This is a genomic window from Arthrobacter sp. KN11-1C (assembly GCF_052180225.1).
Classification (GTDB): Bacteria; Actinomycetota; Actinomycetes; order Actinomycetales; family Micrococcaceae; genus Arthrobacter.
Map to the genome: position 1 here is coordinate 1,310,658 of NZ_CP197467.1, position 11,860 is coordinate 1,322,517.

Here is an 11,860-nt window from a genome sequence, read left to right on the forward strand (position 1 = left end):
GTTCATGGCGCCTGCTGTCCTGCACCGCCGCCCACCGGCGCATCGCCAGAGTGGACGCCATTTGACAGCCACGACAGGTCACCCGCGTCGGTATTGGTCGCGTAGACGCTCGGCCGACTACCGCCGTAGCGCACGATTGAGACGGAGCCGGGTCCCACGGTAATACGCTGGAACAGGTCGAGGTGCATGCCGAGCGCGTCGGCGAGGATTGACTTGATGATGTCACCGTGACTCACCGCAACCCACACGGCTCCGGGCCCGTGCTCGGCTTCGAAGACCGCATCGTGGCGTCGAATCGCTGCCACCGACCGAGCCTGCATCGCGGCCATGGATTCACCGCCGGGAAAGACGACGGCGGACGGTTGGGACTGCACAACCGGCCACAGATCCTCGCTTGCGAGATCACTGAGCGTGCGGCCCTGCCACTGGCCGTAATCGCACTCGGTGAGATCGGGATCGACCGGCGCGTAAGGCGTGCCAGCCTGGCGATCGAGGATGAGACGGGCGGTCTGCTGGCAACGCTCCAGCGGGCTCGACACCACCGCGACCAAGGGCACGGCCGCGAGACGGTTTCCCGTCAGAGCCGCCTGATCGCGCCCGATGTCGTCCAGGCCGACGCCGACGGCCCGACCGGCCAGCAGGCCAGTGGCATTGGCTGTGGTGCGGCCGTGCCGCACGAGAATAACTGTCGCCATCCACCCAGCCTATCCATCCGCTCCTCGATGCTCAGTGTTTCCAGGATGGCGTGCTGGGTGTGACTTGCCTTTGGGCGGGGGGACCGTAGACGCGGCCCATGTCAGGTCATGGGGGAACGGGACCAATCCGCAATGCTGCTACGGCGGTGGTGCTGGGGCTACTGGTGTCCGGTGGCCTGGCAGCATGCACCTACGAGGATGCCGGCGATCCGGTGCAGACAGCCACTGCCGAGCACAGCAGCCGCCCGGCGCCTTCCGTCCCCACGAAGGGCCCGGAGATCCTGGATGCCGAAAAGCGCAACTACGCCGAATTGGAGAAGCGCCTTGGAACGGCCCAGGGTTCCGTGGTTCTTGAGGACTCCGGCCCTGCCGACGGACCAGGCGTTGGTTTCAGCAAAACCGTAAAAGTGGCGACCGCCGGCCGGTACGCCGTCGCGGCTGCCTGCGTAGGGCTCCCGAACGCACAGATACTCATCTCCGTCGCAGGTTCTACTCAGCTGAGGTCGCTCGATCTTGATTGCGCCGGTGTCTCGTCGCAGGTTGTCGAGTTGCCGGAGGGAGGCGTCGTGGCTTCGCTGATGCGACACGACCCGAGTGGTCCTTGGACAGGAGCGGTCGCCGGAGTCAGAATCACGGCTGAATAAAAGAGAATCCAGGCCTGGGCCCGGGGCACGGAGCCGCTTCAGGTGGGTTTAGAGCAGCGTTGCCGTGACCGCCCAGAGGACGGCGAGGATTCCAATGGCTATCGTGGGCCGGTTCCACTTGGATATGACGCTTGCTTCCGGCGAAGGAAAGCCCAGGGCGCGGGCATCCTGCCACGCCTTCGCGATTTCGTCGCGGCCGCCTACTGCCACCGGCTGGCTCAATCGCTGGTTGTCAGGGAGGACGTTGAGGGGAAGGTTCCGTAGGTCGCCGCCATTCTGGTAGCCGGAAGCGGCGGCGCCGGGCGTGCCGGGAGCACCCCAACTGACATACTTTCTGCCTCCTGCCCTGACGACAACAGACTGGCGGACCTCGACGTCGTCCACGGTCTCGAAGGGAATCCGGTGGTCACGGAGGCCATTGACGATTTCAAACCCGGAGCCGTTGACACGAAGGCAAGGCCTCCACTGGAGGATGTAGACGATCCAGGACACGAAGACCAGCCAAGGTGCCGCGGTCATGGCCGCGGTGGTCTGTCCTGCAATCAGCATCCAGGCCAGAAGGCCGGTGGCACCCAGCCACAGGGCTGCGGCCAGCGGTCGGGCGGATGGCGCCCGATAGATTTTTCTTGGCCGAACCCCCATGGGCCTGCCCGTAGCCGTCACGTTCTGCTGTTGGTCCTGTCCAGACTTCGATGCCCGCATTGGTCCCCCTCCATGCTGCCGTTACATCCCCTAAGTGGGAGCAGCTTATCCGCGGAGACCAGAATGTTAGCGGACCCCGCGTGTGAAAATGTTGACATGCCGTCCCCTCAGTCACTGAGCGAAGCCGATCGGCGCATCGTCGCAGCGTGGGCGGCTGACTGTGCTGAGCGGGTCCTTGCTTTTTTCGAGACGGAGGCCCCGGCCGACGGCCGACCGCGTGATGCCATCGCTCGCACTCGGGCGTTTGCCCGCGGTGAACTTGACGCCGCGGGTGAGATTCGCCGGCGCTTCGTTGCTGGTCGGGCCGCGCATGCGGTGAGCGCTCCTGCGGCTGTGGCTGCCGCCCGAGCTGCTGGACAAGCCTCTGGCGTCGCTCACATGGGCGCGCACGCCCTCGGCGCAGCCGCCTACTCCGCAAAAGCGGCCGGACTGGCCGCCGCGGATCAGCCCACGGCCATCTCGGACGAGATCTCCTGGCAGCTCGAGCACATGAATGCCCAAGTAAGGGCCGTGCTTCGGCAATTGCCGCCAGTCGGTGAGGATTCCGCCGGCCCGCTCGGTCCCGGAATTCTCGCGTCGGGCCTTCTTGGGTCAATCATTCGGACGATTCAGGCCGCTATCGCCGCCAGCTCGCCACAGGACGGCGCCTGGTAGGCGATCGTCCGCCGGGCCGCCAGTCTCCCGCTCAGCCCCAACGGGCGATATCCCGGCTCAGGATATTAGGCCAGGTTTCTACATCCTCCGGGGTGCGGGCGACCGTCAGCGTTGCTTGGGGGAGCAGCGCTGCAAGGGATTCCGCGGTTGTCAGCGGGTGGCCCGGATCATCGACCCACGCCAGGATCGTCGTCGGGACGTCGATTCGCGGGACGGCCTCACGAGCAGGCAGATCGCTGAGTGCCGCGCCCAGAAACACCGAGGGCAAGAGGGCATCGGGGACGTCGGGCACCGTCTCCGGCGCACCAATCATTGCCGGCGGCGGTGTTGCTCCGCGGGCGGTAGCGAGGAATGCCTCGACACCAGCAGATTCGATAAGCGCCGCGGCAACCCGGTAGTTTGCAGCCTGCGCAGCTCGGGTTTCCCACGCAGTGGGCGGCACCATGAGAGTGAGCCCGGTAAAGCGGTCCGGCTCGCGGGAAGCGGCGTGCAGGAGTGTGCCGGCACCCATGGAGGGACCGACTCCGTGGACACGTTCGCCGGGGAACCAGTGATCGAGCATCCGCAGGAGGTCGTCGGCAAGGTTTTGCCACTGGTAGTCCTCGGGGACCTTCCGCCCTGTCGACCGGCCATGGCCGCGTGCGTCGTACCGCAGCAGCCGGGTTCCACTGAGACCTCGGCCGAGGTCGAGGTTGAGGACCCGATCGTGCGAGCGGCTTGAGGTGAGGCCATGCAGTTGGACGATCGGATGTCCACCTTCGTCGCTCAAAGCAACGGCAAGCTCAGCGCCGGGAACCTCGAAGGTGGGCATCAAGCTCCTCGTTTCGTCACTGGCCGCGGCAGTTGGAGCGGCCGCGTTGAGCATTCAGGCTATCCGGGGCGATACGATACTGCCATGCGCCTGACCAACGTCACGCACCTGCGCCTACCATTCGGACGACTTTGGGGCTACGACGTCAGCGTGTCTGCGCTCCGCCGGCGTCTTCCAGTGTCCTTCGACCAGCGGCTCCACGTCGGGGCCGGCGACCGGCGCGGCTCCTGGATGGCAATGTCTTTCCGGCTGCCCACACCAACTGATCGTGAGGCAATTGCCGACGCCTGGCTGGCCGTCGTCGGCCGTCACGGAACTCTGAGAACGGCATTCGTGCCCGGTGCGGATGGTGATCCGGAGCTTCACGAAATTGATGTTGGTCCGGGAACCTGGGTGGAGCATGAGGTATCTCCTGGCCAGGCCGTCAATGACGCGGTGCGGGACATCCTCGATGCGGCCTGCTCCCCATACCAACGCCCCTCACACCGGCTGTGCGTCTTGGAGACTGCCGCTGGAACCACGGTCGTGATCGCGGCCGACCACGCACACGTGGACATGTGGTCGATGCTGGTGATCGCGCGCGACCTGCTGTCAGCCCTCGACGCCGGGAGCGACGGCCGTGAATTGTTGCCCGAGCCAGCGCCGGCCTTTGTTGAACACACGCAGGCGCTGCTGGACCGGAAAGCGGCGCCCGACCACGTGCGCCACCGTTGGGAACAAATCATCGGGGACAGCGGCGGCGCAATGCCGCAATTCCCACTGCCCCTGGGTGCGCCCGATCCTCAGCGCGAGCGCGTGGAAGTTCGCGATGTGTTCGATCTCGACGACGGTGCGGCCTTCGCGGCGCAAGCCCGCAGCGACGGTGTCTCGACGCTCGCGCTCGCCGTTGCCGCGATGACCGCGGTGACCCGCGAGTTGGCGGGAACCCCGCTGCGAGCCGTTTTTCCCGTGCACAGCCGCTTCGACGACAAATGGCATGACTCAGTCGGATGGTTCATTACTAATTCGGTACTTGAGTCTGCGGTCGCCGAGCCGCTCGCTGCGGCGGCCGCGGTGAAAGAGGCTGTACAGCTTGGCTCATGGCCGCTCGCGGACGTCCTGGCTCCATGGGGCGGCATGCCGGTAGCTCCCGGGATGTTCGCGATCTCCTGGCTGGACCTGCGCAGGCTGCCGGTGCGAATCGATTCCGTCGGACTCGACGCCCAGTATGTGAGCGCGACAATCGACACGGACGGCGTCATGCTGTGGTTCATCCTGGACGACACCGGCCTGCATTTGAGGTGCCGCTATCCCGACACCGTCGAGGCCCGGGTCAGCGTCGGCGGATGGCTTGATCTGCTGGTCGCTCGTTTGCAGTCGGATGCGCGATCCTCGGTTCGAGGACTTCTGCGGGTGGCTGGCCAGACCTTCAGGCTGGAACGGGCGAGGCGCGACGATGTAAAGGCCATCGCCGCGCTGCTGTCGGATGATCAGTTCGGTCAGGATCGGGAGTGCGCCGAGCTCGAACGATACGAGGCGGCCTACAACCTGGTTGTTCGCGACAGCTCCAACTATCTGGGGGTTGTCCGCAATGATTCCGATCGCATTGTTGCCACGATGCAGCTGACCGTCATTCCAGGACTTTCCCGGGGTGGTTCTTCCCGGCTACAGATCGAAGGACTGCGAGTTGCGGCCGCGGAACGTTCACAGGGCTTGGGCGCCGCGATGCTTGAGTGGGCCCACAATTTTGGCCGTGCGCGTGGCGCGCAACTAGCACAAGTGACCACCGACGAAGCACGGGAACGGGCCCGGGCCTTCTACACCCGGCTCGGGTATCGGACGGCACACGTCGGGCTGAAACGGCGCATATAGGCACCTTCCCTGCGCGTCGTTGGTGGGTTCCGCGTGACAACGGTTCCAGCCCTACGACTCACGGCAGCCCTTTACACGTTCCAGTGGTAGTGCCCGTTCTTGTCGGCGCCCTTGCCACCGCAGACGTAAGTCCGGCCATTTGCAGCAATGCCTTGCATGCCGACGTCGGCATTAGGGCAAAAGGCTCCGGGGATGATCCCTTGGACCGTGTTCGACGCTGCGGGCGGCTGGGCAGCGGGAACAGGGTTTGCGGGCGCTACCGGTGCGGCTGGTACAACAGGCGCCGGCGCCTGTGCTGCGGGTGCCGGTGCAGCCGGGGCTGGTGCGGCGGGCGCTGGTGCGGCCGGCGCTGGTACGACGGCGACCGGCGCCGTCGACGGCGGAGCAGCGGCCGCCGTCGTGGGGGCCTCAGGAGAAGGCGACGATGAAGAAAATGCCGAACTGGCGATTTCGCTTGGCGACGCCGAAACCGTGGCCACCGCTGTTTCGCTTGGCAAGTGGCGCACTTCCGACGCCGGTGCGCCGCACGCGGCCAGCGCCAAGCCGACGATTGCGCCGATGACGGCACGCTGAATGGAACGGGTTGAGACCATGATTCCCCCAAATGGACCAGTGAATTGAGAAAAGACTAGGCCTGCACAAGGAGGAAAGCGAGTCTAACCGGTTGTTTTCGGGAACCAGACTACGGTGGCGGGCTCGCCGTCGTCGGACGCTCCGGCGGGTTCATCGCCAAGCGGTTGGCCGTGCGCCAATCCGGACCATTGGTACTCTCCGCCTGGGTGAATCTCCGGGAAGTCCGATACCTCGCCCTCGCTGCGTTCCTTGTCGCGGGGACCGCCCTCATAAGTGAATTTCTCGCCCATACACTTCAACGTAGACCCCGGGACGAGGCATGGATACCCCCTCCAACCTGCCAGCGGCCCATGCGAACCCACGCCGCAGTTCCCGTCCGGAGGGGCTCAGTGATGGAGAATTAACTGACATAAGCCCCGATTCGGCTTGAATCGGGGCTTTTGCCATGTTGCCGTGGATCAAGAAACCACTTGGACGTCCTTGAATGATTGCATCTCGATAACAAACGTTACCGCCGGGAAACTTTCGACCCAAACATCCGTTCCGGGCGCTAGGCTACTGCTCATGTGAGACGAGCCACAAGCCTGCTGAGGGGGTTGTGGCCGTCTGCCGGAGTCAACAGCGCCGGCTTTTTCCACTCAAAAAAATAGGAGGCGGAATGCGTTTCGGACGTACTTCCAAAGCAGTGGGTATTGCGGCAATCGCCGTGATGGCACTGAGCGCCTGTGCCGGCAATTCCGGTGGCAATACCCCATCCACCGGAGCAGCAGCCAAGACGGGTGGCACGGCCACTGTGGTCGAGGTCAACGCTTTCAACACGTTCAACCCCAACACAGCCGATGGCAATACTGATATCAACTCCAAGATCAGCTATGCAACGCACTCGGGCTTCTACTACATCGACAACAAGCTGAACGTCGTTCACAACGACAAGTTCGGCACGATGGAGAAGGTTTCGGACAACCCGCTGACCGTCAAATACACCATTAACGATGGCGTGAAGTGGTCTGACGGCACCCCGGTTTCCGCAGCTGACCTCCTCCTCCAGTGGGCAGCCTTCTCCGGTTACTACGACGACGCCGACACCAAGGCCAAGACGGGTACGTCCTACTTCTCTTACGCTGGTGACAACACCGGCCTGAGCCTGACGGACTTCCCGGAGATCAGCAACAACAACAAGACCCTCACGCTCAAGTACTCCAAGCCGTTCGCTGACTGGGAGATCGTGCTTGGTGGTCCCGGCATTGACGTTCCTGCACACGTCCTTGCCCAGAAGGCTGGCCTGAAGGACACCCAGGCCCTGATTGACTTCTTCAAGAGCAAGCCGCGCGGAAACTCCAAGGCACCTCTTCCGACGGACCCGAAGCTGAAGGCAATGTCGGACATGTGGAACACCGGCTTCGATACGAAGACGCTTCCCGCGGACCCGACCCTTTTCCTCTCCAACGGTCCATACATCGTGAAGAGCATGAACCAGGACCAGTCCCTCACCATGGTCCGCAACAAGGACTACAACTGGGGTCCGACTCCGAACCTTGACGAAATCACCGTCCGGTACATCGGTTCGGCACCGGCACAGGTCCAGGCCCTTAAGAACGGCGAGGCTGACATCATTGCCCCGCAGGCTTCCGCCGACACTCTCGACCAGCTGAAGGCTCTCTCCAGCCAGGGCGTTACCGTCGACCAGGGCAACCAGCTGGCCTTCGACCACCTGGACCTGAACTTCTCGGGCCCGTTGGCCGACCAGAACGTGCGTACCGCCTTCATGAAGACGGTGCCCCGCAAGGACATCGTCAACAAGATCATCGGCAAGCTTGACCCGAACGCGAAGCCGCTGGATTCCCAGATCTTCGTTCCCCAGCAGGCTGCATACGCTGATTCCGCCAAGAACAACGGCTCCTCGGCCTTCCAGGACGTGGACATTGATGGTGCCAAGAAGCTCCTGAACGGTGCTACTCCGGAAATCCGCATCATGTACAACAAGGACAACCCGAACCGTGTTGACGCCTTCTCGCTGATCCGCGAATCCGCCACCAAGGCGGGCTTCAAGATCGTCGACGGCGGCCTGGGCGCCTCTGACTGGGGCAAGGCCTTGGGCAAGGGCGGCTATGACGCCACCATCTTCGGTTGGATCAACCCGGGTGTCGGCGTGTCCGGTGTTCCGCAGATCTTCAAGACCGACGGTGGAAACAACTTCAACCAGTTCAGCAACACCGACGCCGACAAGCTGATGGAGCAGCTCGTGGTCACTACCGACCACAGCAAGCAGGATGACCTCCAGAAGCAGATCGACAAGAAGATCTGGGACAGCTCTTACGGCGTTCCGCTCTTCCAGTCAGTGAACGTGGACGCCTACAGCGACCGCATCACCGGCGTGAAGCTCATGCCGAACCAGACGGGTGTTTGGTGGAACTTCTGGGAGTGGGCTCAGAAGTAAACCTTGCTCGCTGAGCTAAATTACCTGCCAAGGCGCCGGGACCGACGTATCATGGTCCCGGCGCCTTGGTTGGTGCACCGGCATATTGTCCGCTTCCCACAACCTCATCCAGGGAACGGGCACGATTCTGCGATGGGCGCCGGCGAACCCGGGCCTGGATTTCGAGGTTCCTCACCATGTTGACCTATATAGTCCGGCGGTTGATTACCGCCGCGTTCATTCTTCTCGGAGCATCGTTCCTGGTGTATCTCCTGACAGCGTCGTCCGGAGATCCCCTGGCCGAGTTCCGGGCCAGCAGCGCGCCGAACCGGCAAGCGCTGATGGATGCCCGCATCGATCTGCTTGACCTCAATACGCCGCCGCCATTGCGCTACTTCAAGTGGCTTGGTGGTGCGGCCCAATGCATTGTGCCTTTCGGAAACGCCTGCAACCTCGGCAAGAACATCGCCGGGCAGCCCATTACCGAAGCTCTCGGCTTTGCCCTGGTTCAAACGCTCACACTCGTCACGGGTGCGACGATCCTGGCCATCCTGATCGGTATTTCACTCGGCATCGTCACAGCACTCCGCCAGTACAGTGCGCTGGACTACGGCGTGACGTTCATGGCGTTCCTCTTCTTCTCGCTGCCGATCTTCTGGGTTGCCGTCCTGCTCAAGGAATTCGGCGCCATCGGCTTCAACGACTTCCTTCGAAATCCGGAAATACCGCCAACCGTGGCTTTGGGGATCGGTGCCGTCCTTGGCATCATCGGCGCCGTGGTTGTCGGCGGAGCGGCCAAACGCCGGCTGATCGTCGGAGGGTCGGTCTTTGTGGCCGTCTCCCTCATCCTTTTCTACTTCTCCCTCACGCAGTGGTTCCGCAATCCCGGTTTGGGCCCCGTCATCATTGCCATTCTTGGAGTGGGAATTGCCTTCGGAGTCACCGTCTTGGTTTCAGGACTCAAGAACCGCAAGGCCCTCCAGTCAAGCCTGATCGTGGTGGGCATCGGCGTGATCGCCTACTTCGCGGTCCAACCGTTGCTCAACGACGCGACCGGGCTCATGATTTTCCTGCTTGCCATCGCTACCATCCTTGTTGGACTGGCCGTCGGGTACTTCATGGGCGGCTACGACCGCGGGCAGTCTATGCGTGCCGCCGCGATCACCGCCTTCCTGGTCGGAGCGCTCGTGGTCATGGACCGCTTCATGCAAGCGTGGCCGTCGTACTTCAGTAACAGCAGGGTTCGCGGACGCCCCATCGCCACCATCGGCGCAGGAACCCCGAACATTCAGGGTGACTTCTGGATCATGTCCACCGACACGCTGACCCACCTCGTATTGCCCACCATCGCCCTCATCCTGGTCTCTTTGGCCAGCTACACGCGATTCACGCGCTCGTCGATGTTGGAAATCATGAACATGGACTACATCCGGACGGCGCGGGCAAAGGGACTCAGCGAACGATCCGTGATCATGGGACACGCATTCAGGAACGCCCTGATCCCCATCGCGACGATCGTAGCGTTCGACATCGGCGCGTTGATCGGTGGCGCAGTCATCACGGAATCGGTGTTTTCCGTCCGTGGCATGGGCTTCCTGTTCATTGACGGACTGCAACGCTCGGACGTGAACCCGGTTATGGGTGTCTTCCTGTGCGTCGCCATCACCGCAATGGTCTTCAACCTCGTAGCGGACCTCGCGTACTCCGCCCTCGACCCACGCGTAAGGATCAAAGCATGAGCCAGCCAACCCAAGAGGAAGAAATTCTGGCACAACAGGCGCTTGCCGAAGCCGCAGGCGCCGAGGCCGGCAGCGAAACAACCGGCGGCCTCAGCCAAGGCCAGATTGTCCGCAAACGGTTCTTTGGCCACACCGGAGCCCTGATCGGGCTCGCAGTGTTCGCCGCGATCTTCCTGCTCGCCTTCACTTCCGTGGGTGCCTTCGGCATACCCGGGTGGTGGAAGTACAACCACACGGATGTTTCGCCCCTCGTCAACGATGGCGTCCCCACGTCGTCGTTGTGGCCCCTTGCCTGGGGCGAGCACCCGTTCGGCCAGGACCGGATTGGCCGCGACCTGTTTGCCATGACCATGCGCGGCGCCCAGCAGTCCATCACCGTCATGGTCCTGATCGGTGCCATCGCGGGAGCGGTCGGCGCAATCGTCGGTGGCCTTGCCGGCTATTTCCGCGGCTGGGTGGAAGCCATCCTGATGCGCCTCACCGACGTCATCATCATCATCCCGGTGTTGCTCCTCGCGGCCGTGGTTGGCCAGATTGCCAACCGCAGGGATGAAGGCAGCTGGATTGCAAGCTTTGCTTCCAACAACGGCGTCGTCATTCTCGGCATCTTCCTTGGCTTCGTCCTCTGGGTGGGCCTCGCCCGCCTGGTCCGCGGAGAGTTCCTGACCCTGCGCGAGCGGGAGTTCGTGGACGCCGCCAGGATCTCCGGCGCGTCCAACGCAAGGATCATCTTCAAGCACATCCTGCCCAACGCCGTCGGTGTGCTGATCGTGAACGTGACGCTGACGATGTCCGCGGCGATCCTGCTGGAGACCGCCCTCAGCTACCTGGGCCTTGGCGTGAAGGCTCCCGACACTTCGCTGGGCCTGTTGGTTGCCCAGAACCAGGAAGCCTTCGCCACCCGGCCGTGGCTGTTCTGGTTCCCCGGCCTGTTCATCATCCTCATCTGCCTGAGCATCAACTTCATCGGTGACGGCCTGCGTGACGCCTTCGACCCGCGGCAGAAGAAGTTCAAAGCCAAGAGCGCCGTCGAAACCACAAGCCACTCCAGCACGACGGCGCCGGTTGCCGATGCCTCGAAAGGCAGCTGAGTGTTAGCTGTCCGGGAAAACCTCCTAAAGGAAGACCGCCCAGTAACTGGCCGCGGCCAGGACTACCGTGGCCGCTATCCGGAACCATCCGACGGCGACCGTCACCAAGGCGTCCTCGGCCCGGCCGGGTTCCACGCGGCCGGCCTCCACGAGGTCCTGCCAGCGGGTACGCACGAGGACCGCAGCGGCACCGGAATCGGTGTTCTTGAGGTCCCCGGGGCGAACCGAGCTGCCGGGGCCGTACGTGGTGCCCGGGAGTCCTTTGAGGTGTTCGGGGCGGGCATTGCGCCCGCCCCAGATTCCCGGTGCGGGAGCAGCCCACGCCGGGTACTTCTTGCGCGGCGTCACCAGCGTGAGGGCGTAGCGGGTATCAACTTGCACCAGCGCGTCCCACGGAACATCGATGGTCCGGTAGGGATTCTCCAGCGCGACGCCGGAATCCCGGACAACCACCACCGGGCGCCAGAAGAGCAACCAGCCAAGGAACGCTACGAAGAGCAGGGGAGCGGTTCCCGGAAGGGCACGCGGCCCGCCTGCCACAAGCGTGACCACCACTCCGAAAACGGCAACGGCCCAGCAGATCCAAGCAAACAGCTTGCTGGTGCGGGCCTTGAAGATTTCGACATTTCCGGCATACGGCTCTCTGCTCATGCCCCTAATAATTCAGGATTCCGGGCTACTTCA

12 protein-coding genes are annotated in these 11,860 nt (G+C 63.4%); 7 read left to right on the top strand and 5 right to left on the bottom strand.

The annotated features are described in order from the left end of the window. Window positions 1-2: 2 nt before the first annotated feature. Window positions 3-695, bottom strand: coding sequence for a histidine phosphatase family protein (locus ACSBOX_RS06180; RefSeq protein WP_442545261.1), 693 nt, complete (start codon window positions 693-695; stop codon window positions 3-5). Between the two features lie 98 nt (window positions 696-793). On the opposite strand from ACSBOX_RS06180, the gene ACSBOX_RS06185 reads away from it, so the two are divergent. Then, window positions 794-1,339 (top strand): hypothetical protein, encoded by a 546-nt coding sequence (locus ACSBOX_RS06185; RefSeq protein WP_442545262.1) that lies wholly within the window; start codon window positions 794-796, stop codon window positions 1,337-1,339. A 48-nt stretch (window positions 1,340-1,387) separates the two neighbouring features. Here ACSBOX_RS06185 and ACSBOX_RS06190 read toward each other — a convergent pair whose 3' ends face one another. Continuing rightward, window positions 1,388-2,041 (bottom strand): hypothetical protein, encoded by a 654-nt coding sequence (locus tag ACSBOX_RS06190; RefSeq protein ID WP_442545263.1) that lies wholly within the window; start codon window positions 2,039-2,041, stop codon window positions 1,388-1,390. Between the two features lie 96 nt (window positions 2,042-2,137). Between ACSBOX_RS06190 and ACSBOX_RS06195 the strand changes: the two genes are divergently transcribed. After that, window positions 2,138-2,695, top strand: a complete 558-nt coding sequence (locus ACSBOX_RS06195; RefSeq protein WP_442545264.1) for a putative immunity protein — start codon at window positions 2,138-2,140, stop codon at window positions 2,693-2,695. Between the two features lie 31 nt (window positions 2,696-2,726). Here the strand turns inward: ACSBOX_RS06195 and ACSBOX_RS06200 are convergent, their stop codons facing one another. Further along, entirely contained in the window at window positions 2,727-3,506 is a 780-nt protein-coding gene (locus ACSBOX_RS06200; protein ID WP_442545265.1) for an alpha/beta fold hydrolase, read from the bottom strand. Window positions 3,507-3,590: 84 nt separating this feature from the next. On the opposite strand from ACSBOX_RS06200, the gene ACSBOX_RS06205 reads away from it, so the two are divergent. Together ACSBOX_RS06205 and ACSBOX_RS06210 are read left to right on the top strand one after the other, a co-directional pair. Continuing rightward, window positions 3,591-5,357 carry a GNAT family N-acetyltransferase gene (locus tag ACSBOX_RS06205; RefSeq protein WP_442545266.1) on the top strand — a complete coding sequence of 589 codons (1,767 nt, stop codon included), beginning with the start codon at window positions 3,591-3,593 and terminating at the stop codon, window positions 5,355-5,357. A 192-nt stretch (window positions 5,358-5,549) separates the two neighbouring features. Beyond that, window positions 5,550-5,930 carry a hypothetical protein gene (locus tag ACSBOX_RS06210; RefSeq protein ID WP_442545267.1) on the top strand — a complete coding sequence of 127 codons (381 nt, stop codon included), beginning with the start codon at window positions 5,550-5,552 and terminating at the stop codon, window positions 5,928-5,930. An 83-nt stretch (window positions 5,931-6,013) separates the two neighbouring features. Here the strand turns inward: ACSBOX_RS06210 and ACSBOX_RS06215 are convergent, their stop codons facing one another. After that, window positions 6,014-6,220 (bottom strand): hypothetical protein, encoded by a 207-nt coding sequence (locus ACSBOX_RS06215; protein WP_442545268.1) that lies wholly within the window; start codon window positions 6,218-6,220, stop codon window positions 6,014-6,016. Window positions 6,221-6,588: 368 nt separating this feature from the next. On the opposite strand from ACSBOX_RS06215, the gene ACSBOX_RS06220 reads away from it, so the two are divergent. From ACSBOX_RS06220 to ACSBOX_RS06230, 3 genes are all read left to right on the top strand, one after another. After that, entirely contained in the window at window positions 6,589-8,367 is a 1,779-nt protein-coding gene (locus ACSBOX_RS06220; protein WP_442545269.1) for an ABC transporter family substrate-binding protein, read from the top strand. Between the two features lie 176 nt (window positions 8,368-8,543). Beyond that, window positions 8,544-10,085: an ABC transporter permease gene (locus ACSBOX_RS06225; protein WP_442545270.1), complete on the top strand. Its 1,542-nt coding sequence runs from the start codon at window positions 8,544-8,546 to the stop codon at window positions 10,083-10,085. Continuing rightward, window positions 10,082-11,176: an ABC transporter permease gene (locus tag ACSBOX_RS06230; RefSeq protein ID WP_442545271.1), complete on the top strand. Its 1,095-nt coding sequence runs from the start codon at window positions 10,082-10,084 to the stop codon at window positions 11,174-11,176. The genes ACSBOX_RS06225 and ACSBOX_RS06230 overlap by 4 nt, the downstream gene beginning before the upstream one ends. Window positions 11,177-11,200: 24 nt before the next feature. Here the strand turns inward: ACSBOX_RS06230 and ACSBOX_RS06235 are convergent, their stop codons facing one another. Continuing rightward, window positions 11,201-11,827 carry a PH domain-containing protein gene (locus tag ACSBOX_RS06235; protein ID WP_078108282.1) on the bottom strand — a complete coding sequence of 209 codons (627 nt, stop codon included), beginning with the start codon at window positions 11,825-11,827 and terminating at the stop codon, window positions 11,201-11,203. Window positions 11,828-11,860: the final 33 nt, after the last annotated feature.